Consider the following 6161-nt stretch of genomic DNA (forward strand, 5'->3'; position numbering starts at 1 on the left):
GGATGCCGCGAGAGCCGCCCCCCGCCATGGATGGCGGATGGCGGCGGGCCCACGGAGCGAGACCGGAGTGAAGGAACCCTGAGGAACGAAGGGCCTAGCCAGGAGCAAGCACCCTTGGTTACTTGGGGTGCTTTTCCAAGTAACTCGCCGAAGGCGAAACGATCTGCCGTTAGGCAGATGCCGTTGATCTTAAAAAAGCGCGACCCTCAAAAGCACGTCTGTTCAATACCCACCCCCATCGCCCCGCCACACTGAATTCATCGGCCACATCCCCCGCAAGTCGTGGCCCAAGAGATCAAAGGTGGGCAATGACCTATTCAACCTGCAACGACCGCGCACAAGACCTCGGACTGCTCTTCCTCAGATCCGCCGGCGCGCTGTTCCTGCTGTTCGTCCACGGCCTGCCCAAGCTCCTCGACTTCAACACCCAACTGACCCTCATCGAAGACCCTTTCCACCTCGGCGCCACCCTGACCCTGAGCATGGCCATCTTCGCCGAAGTCCTCTGCCCGTTGCTGATTCTGACCGGCGTACTGGCGCGTCTGGCGTGCCTGCCTATTCTCATCCTGCTGCTTGTCGCGCTCGTCGTGGTGCACAGCGAGTGGAGCATCGAGCAGGGCCAGTTCGGCTGGCTATTACTGATTATCTTCACCAGCGTGCTCATCGCCGGACCCGGTCGTCTGGCGCTCAACCATGGTTTGCCCGGAGCCCTTCGCTATGCCTGATTACGCCACGACCGCCGACGTCACCCCCACGTCGAAACTGTCCGCCGACGAGATCGTCACCCTGGTGGTCAAGCACCGCATCAAGGCCGGCCTCGAAGCCCAGTACGAAGCCTGGCTGCGGCGCATCGTTGCCATGGCGGCAAGCTACCCCGGGCATCTGGGCGTCGACGTCATACGTGGCAAGTCCGACGGCCTGCACATGTTCACCTGCGTGCTGCGGTTCTGTTCGACCGATGCCATGCACAGCTGGCTCGACTCGTCCCACCGCCGCGAGCTGGTGGCCGAAGCGTCGCCCATGCTCGCCGACGGCGATCTCACCGAGGTCAACCCGCACAACGAATTCTGGTTCGTCCCCGCCGCTGAAAACCCGCCGCCGCGCTGGAAACAGGCCTGCGTGACCTTTCTGGTGATCTGCCCGCTGACCCTGCTGATCCCGCTGGTCTGGGGGCCGGTGTTTCGCCTGTACCCGCTGCTGGCCAATTACATCATCAGCACCGCACTGGTCACCGTGACCATCGTCCTGCTGGTGGTGTACGTGCTGATGCCACGCGCCACCCGGCTGTTTGCCCCGTGGCTGAATGCCCGGCCGGCGCCCGTGGCGGGAGCCGATCATGAAGGATGACGACGCCGATCAACCGTCTTCCAGCGACCGCCGCCGCTTCGTCGCCAAGGGCTCGTTGCTCGGCGCGGCCGCCGCACTGTTTTCTTCACTGCCTGCCACCGGCCTTGCCGTCGGGGCGTCCCACTCTTCTGCCAACGGAGGCGCGATGAACGTCGATCTGATTCTCTTCAACGGTAATTTCCACACGGTGGACCAGGAAAAACCCAAGGCCAGTGCCGTGGCCATCAGCGGCGGGAAATTCGTCGCCGTGGGCTCCGACGCCGAGATCATGGCCCAGCGCGGCCCGGCCACCCAGGTCATCGACATGCACAAGCGCACGGTGATCCCGGGCCTCAACGACTCGCACTTGCACCTGATTCGTGGCGGCCTCAATTACAACCTCGAACTGCGCTGGGAAGGCGTACCGTCCCTGGCCGACGCGTTGCGCATGCTCAAGGCCCAGGCCGACCGCACGCCAACGCCGCAGTGGGTGCGTGTGGTCGGCGGCTGGAACGAATTCCAGTTTGCCGAGAAACGCATGCCGACCCTCGAAGAACTCAATCAGGCCGCGCCCGACACCCCGGTGTTCGTCCTGCATTTGTATGACCGCGCGCTGCTCAACCGCGCCGCGCTTCGTGTGGCCGGCTATACCCGTGACACGCCGAACCCGCCGGGTGGTGAGATCGTCCGCGACAGCAATGGCGACCCGACCGGCATGCTGGTGGCCAAGCCCAACGCGATGATTCTCTACTCGACCCTGGCCAAGGGGCCGAAGCTGCCGCTGGAGTACCAGATCAACTCCACCCGCCAGTTCATGCGCGAACTGAACCGCCTGGGCCTGACCAGCGCCATCGACGCCGGCGGCGGCTTCCAGAATTACCCGGACGATTACGCCGTCATCACGCAACTGGCCGAGGCCAAACAGCTGACCGTGCGCATTGCCTACAACCTGTTCACTCAGAAGCCCAAGGAAGAGCTGGAAGACTTCAAGCACTGGACCAACACAGTCACGCTGCACCAGGGCGATGACTTCCTGCGCCACAACGGCGCCGGCGAGATGCTGACCTTTTCGGCGGCGGATTTCGAAGACTTCCTTGAGCCGCGCCCCGATTTGCCGGCGGGGATGGAGCAGGACCTCGAACCGGTGGTGCGCCACCTCGTTGAGCACCGCTGGCCGTTCCGCCTGCACGCCACCTACGACGAATCGATCTCGCGCATGCTCGACGTGTTCGAGAAGGTCAATCGCGACATTCCGTTCAACGGCATTCCGTGGTTCTTCGACCACTGCGAAACCATCACGCCGAAGAACATCGAGCGGGTCAAGGCGCTGGGCGGCGGCATCGCGATTCAGGACCGCATGGCCTTCCAGGGCGAGTATTTCGTCGAGCGCTACGGGGCCAAGGCCGGCGAGCACACGCCGCCGATCAAACGCATGCTGGCCGAAGGCGTTCCGGTGGGCGCGGGGACCGACGCCACCCGCGTGTCGAGCTACAACCCGTGGACCTCGTTGTACTGGATGGTCAGCGGCCGCACCGTCGGCGGCCTGGAGCTGTACCCGGAAGGTTTGTCCCGGGAAACCGCGCTGGAGCTGTTCACCCGTGGCAGCGCCTGGTTTTCCTCCGAGCAGGGCAAGAAAGGCCAGATCAAGGTCGGCCAGTTGGCGGACGTGGTGGCGTTGTCCCAGGACTTCTTCAGCGTCCCGGAGGAGTCGATCAAGTGGATCGAGTCGGTGCTGACCATCGTCGACGGCAAGGTGGTGTACGGCGCCGGAGAATTCAACGATCTGGCGCCGCCGAGCGTGCCGGTGCTGCCGGACTGGTCGCCGGTCTCCAAGGTCCCGGGCCACTGGCGCCAGGGCGCACCGATGGCGGCCGCGGTTCACCAGTGCAGCGGACCCTGTGGCGTCCACGCCCACAGCCACGATAAAGCGCGCCAGTCGAAAGTGCCGGTCAGCGACTTCCAGGGTTTCTGGGGCGCGTTTGGCTGCTCGTGTTTCGCCTTCTGACCAGCGCCTGAAAAGGGCAATTGAAAAGAGCATGAAAAGCCTCGTCGGTGCTGACTGACGGGGCACTCTGCCAGCGTGATGCGCTGGCCCCGTACCCATCTGTTCCACACTCAATGGAGTCAATCATGACCGTTCCCTACAAGCGTTTGAACAAAGATGATGCCGTCGTTCTGCTGGTCGATCACCAGACCGGCCTGATCTCGCTGGTCCAGGACTTCACGCCGAACGAGTTCAAGAACAACGTGCTGGCCCTGGCCGATTGCGCCAAGTTCTTCAACCTGCCGACCATCCTCACCACCAGCTTTGAAACCGGCCCGAACGGCCCGCTGGTGCCCGAGCTCAAGGCGATGTTCCCGGACGCGCCGTACATTGCCCGTCCTGGCCAGATCAACGCCTGGGACAACGAAGACTTCGTCAAAGCGATCAAGGCCACCGGCCGCAAGCAGATCATCATCGCCGGTGTGGTGACTGATGTTTGCGTGGCGTTCCCGACCCTGTGTGCGCTGGAAGAAGGCTTCGACGTGTTCGTGGTCACCGATGCATCGGGAACGTTCAACGACGTGGTGCAGAAAGCTGCATGGGCGCGCATGACCGCAGCCGGTGCGCAATTGATGAACTGGTTCTCGGTGGCGTGCGAGCTGCAGGGCGACTGGCGCAACGACATGGAAGGTTTGGCGAACCTGCTGTCCCAGCGCATTCCGAACTACCGCAACCTGATGAACAGCTACTCGGCGTTCACCGCCAAGTAACACGCTGCGCGCCGCCTTTTTGCGGCGCGCACCCTCCCGAAGCAGCGGTAACCGTGACAAGATTGCGCGCGGTTACCCCTAATTTAGAGAGGGCGCGGCCCCGCCACGCCATCCAGCGCTGGCTGATCGGCCGCTGCCCTCACTTCTGGAGAAAGCAACATGGCTCAAGCATCTGCATCCGTGCACATCCCGGTCTCGGCCGACAAGGTCTGGGCACTCACCGGCGGCTTCCACTCGCTCCACGCGTGGCTGCCGTTCATCAAGAGCAGCGAGTCACTGGAAGGCGGGCGCGTTCGTCACCTGACTACCGACGACGGCGCTGAAATCATCGAGCGCCTGCAGACCTACGATAATTCGGCGCGCACTTACAGCTATTCCATCGACAAGGGCCCGTTTCCAATCAAGGACTATCTGGCGACGTTCAAAGTCAAAGAGGATGGCGCCGACAGCACTTGGGTGGAATGGTCAGGGGTCTTTACGCCGGACGGTGTTTCCGATGGGGAAGTCGAGGAATTGTTCAAAGGGATTTACGAGGGGGGGCTTGAGGCGTTGAAGGCGAATTTCTAATTCGCTGAAACGTTAAGCCGCCGATAATCGCGGGACCGCCAGGCCATTGCGGCCTGGCAATTCGGTGCCTTGCTTGAATCGTTGTCGCGTCAGGCTTCAAGGGCCTCAGTGATGCTCGGACACCGTGGCTGCATTGATCAGGTCGTACAAGGCGAACGCGCGGTTGACCAGAAAAACAGTGACGGCGGTGAGGGCGACGGCGTTGATGATGTGCAGGGTCATGGGGGCAAGTCCGTGTCGGGTCTGGGATGACGCGATGTTACGCGAGCCCTGCCGAAGCTGAAGACAATCGGCTTCATGGTCTACATCACCGGCAATGATGGGCAGCGTTTGGGAACGGCGAAAGCGGGTAAAGGGGTGAACTATTGCCGCAGGATGCTGGTCGGCTCTACACACTTATCAGCCTGGAGCCTGCCATGCAGCCTTATGTCATTTGCCACATGATGTCTTCCCTCGACGGCCACGCCCTCACCGACGGCTGGGATCGCGCGTTTAAGAAAGACGCCGGTGATCTGTACGAAAAGCTCGCCCAGACGTTTGAGTTTGACGCCTGGATCTGCGGGCGCGTAACCATGCAGGAAATCGCCCACGACGAGGGCTACCCAAAGGGTCTGGCCACTGACCCGATCGAGCGCAGCCATTACTTCGCCGACCGCACTGCCAAGGCCTACGCGGTGTCAATCGACCCTCAGGGCAAGGTCGGCTGGAAGAAAAATCAGGCGCTGGATTCCCACGTCGTCGAAGTGCTGACCGAAGGCGTGTCGGATGACTATCTGGCGTACCTGCAGTCCATTCAGGTGTCTTATATTTTCGCCGGGAAAACCGAGATCGACCTGCAGCAGGTGGTGCAGATCCTGTCGAGCGAGCTGGGTTGCAAGCGCCTGATCGTCGAGGGCGGCCCCCATGTCAGCGGTTCGTTCGTCAACGCCGGGCTGGTGGATGAAGTCAGTGTGCTGATCCTGCCGCTGATCGACGGGCGAGGCGAGCATCCGGCGTCGTTCGAGGTGTCGACCGAGGCGTGGAAACAACCGGCTCACTTGAAGTTGACATCGGCAGAGGTTCAGGACGGCGGCGCGGTATGGTTGCGCTACACCACGGCCTGATTCAGGGGCGGAGCGGGGCTGATGCTGTCCCGCTTCAGGCAAGGAGCACCCGGGGAAAGCGATCGGAAACGAAAAAGGCCAGCTAAGCGCTGGCCTTTTCGTTTACCTCTGTCTGGCTCCACGACCTGGACTCGAACCAGGGACCCAGTGATTAACAGTCACTTGCTCTACCAACTGAGCTATCGCGGAATGCGCGCTATCTTACTGATTGGAAAAGGGAAGTCAAGCGAGCGTGTTAAAAAAAATGCCAGGCGGGCGTCGGGCGGCTCCGGCCTTGATCCAGTGTAGACGACACTATCGCGACCGACTCCAATCAGTGTAGGAGCGCGCTTGCCCGCGAATGCGGTGTGTCAGCTGGCAGCGATGTTGAATGTGCCGACGCCTTCGCGGGCAAGCGCGCTCCTACAGGGG

General features: G+C 62.1%; 6 protein-coding genes and 1 tRNA gene. 6 read left to right on the top strand and 1 reads right to left on the bottom strand.

Annotation, left to right across the window (positions count from 1 at the left end):
* Positions 1 to 308 precede the first annotated feature (308 nt).
* The 6 genes from ACQKEN_RS25205 to ACQKEN_RS25230 all read left to right on the top strand — a co-directional run bounded on the left by ACQKEN_RS25205 (position 309) and on the right by ACQKEN_RS25230 (position 5750).
* Positions 309 to 725 carry a DoxX family protein gene (locus tag ACQKEN_RS25205; protein ID WP_427689478.1) on the top strand — a complete coding sequence of 139 codons (417 nt, stop codon included), beginning with the start codon at positions 309 to 311 and terminating at the stop codon, positions 723 to 725.
* A complete protein-coding gene (locus ACQKEN_RS25210) occupies positions 718 to 1347 on the top strand; it encodes an antibiotic biosynthesis monooxygenase (protein ID WP_427689479.1) in 630 nt (209 codons plus the stop codon). Before ACQKEN_RS25205 ends, ACQKEN_RS25210 begins: the two co-directional genes overlap by 8 nt.
* A gap of 145 nt (positions 1348 to 1492) precedes the next feature.
* Positions 1493 to 3331 (top strand): amidohydrolase, encoded by a 1839-nt coding sequence (locus tag ACQKEN_RS25215; protein ID WP_427689482.1) that lies wholly within the window; start codon positions 1493 to 1495, stop codon positions 3329 to 3331.
* A gap of 125 nt (positions 3332 to 3456) precedes the next feature.
* Positions 3457 to 4080, top strand: a complete 624-nt coding sequence (ycaC, locus tag ACQKEN_RS25220; RefSeq protein WP_037010340.1) for an isochorismate family cysteine hydrolase YcaC — start codon at positions 3457 to 3459, stop codon at positions 4078 to 4080.
* Between the two features lie 159 nt (positions 4081 to 4239).
* Complete coding sequence (locus tag ACQKEN_RS25225; RefSeq protein ID WP_427689480.1) at positions 4240 to 4647, top strand: SRPBCC family protein; 408 nt, start codon at positions 4240 to 4242, stop codon at positions 4645 to 4647.
* Between the two features lie 416 nt (positions 4648 to 5063).
* Positions 5064 to 5750 (top strand): RibD family protein, encoded by a 687-nt coding sequence (locus ACQKEN_RS25230; protein ID WP_427689481.1) that lies wholly within the window; start codon positions 5064 to 5066, stop codon positions 5748 to 5750.
* 113 nt (positions 5751 to 5863) lie between these two features.
* On the opposite strand, the gene ACQKEN_RS25235 is transcribed toward ACQKEN_RS25230, so the two are convergent.
* A tRNA-Asn gene (locus ACQKEN_RS25235) sits at positions 5864 to 5939 on the bottom strand.
* Positions 5940 to 6161 lie beyond the last annotated feature (222 nt).

The sequence above is a fragment of the Pseudomonas sp. NPDC078416 genome (genome assembly GCF_050268485.1).
Classification (GTDB): Bacteria; Pseudomonadota; Gammaproteobacteria; order Pseudomonadales; family Pseudomonadaceae; genus Aquipseudomonas.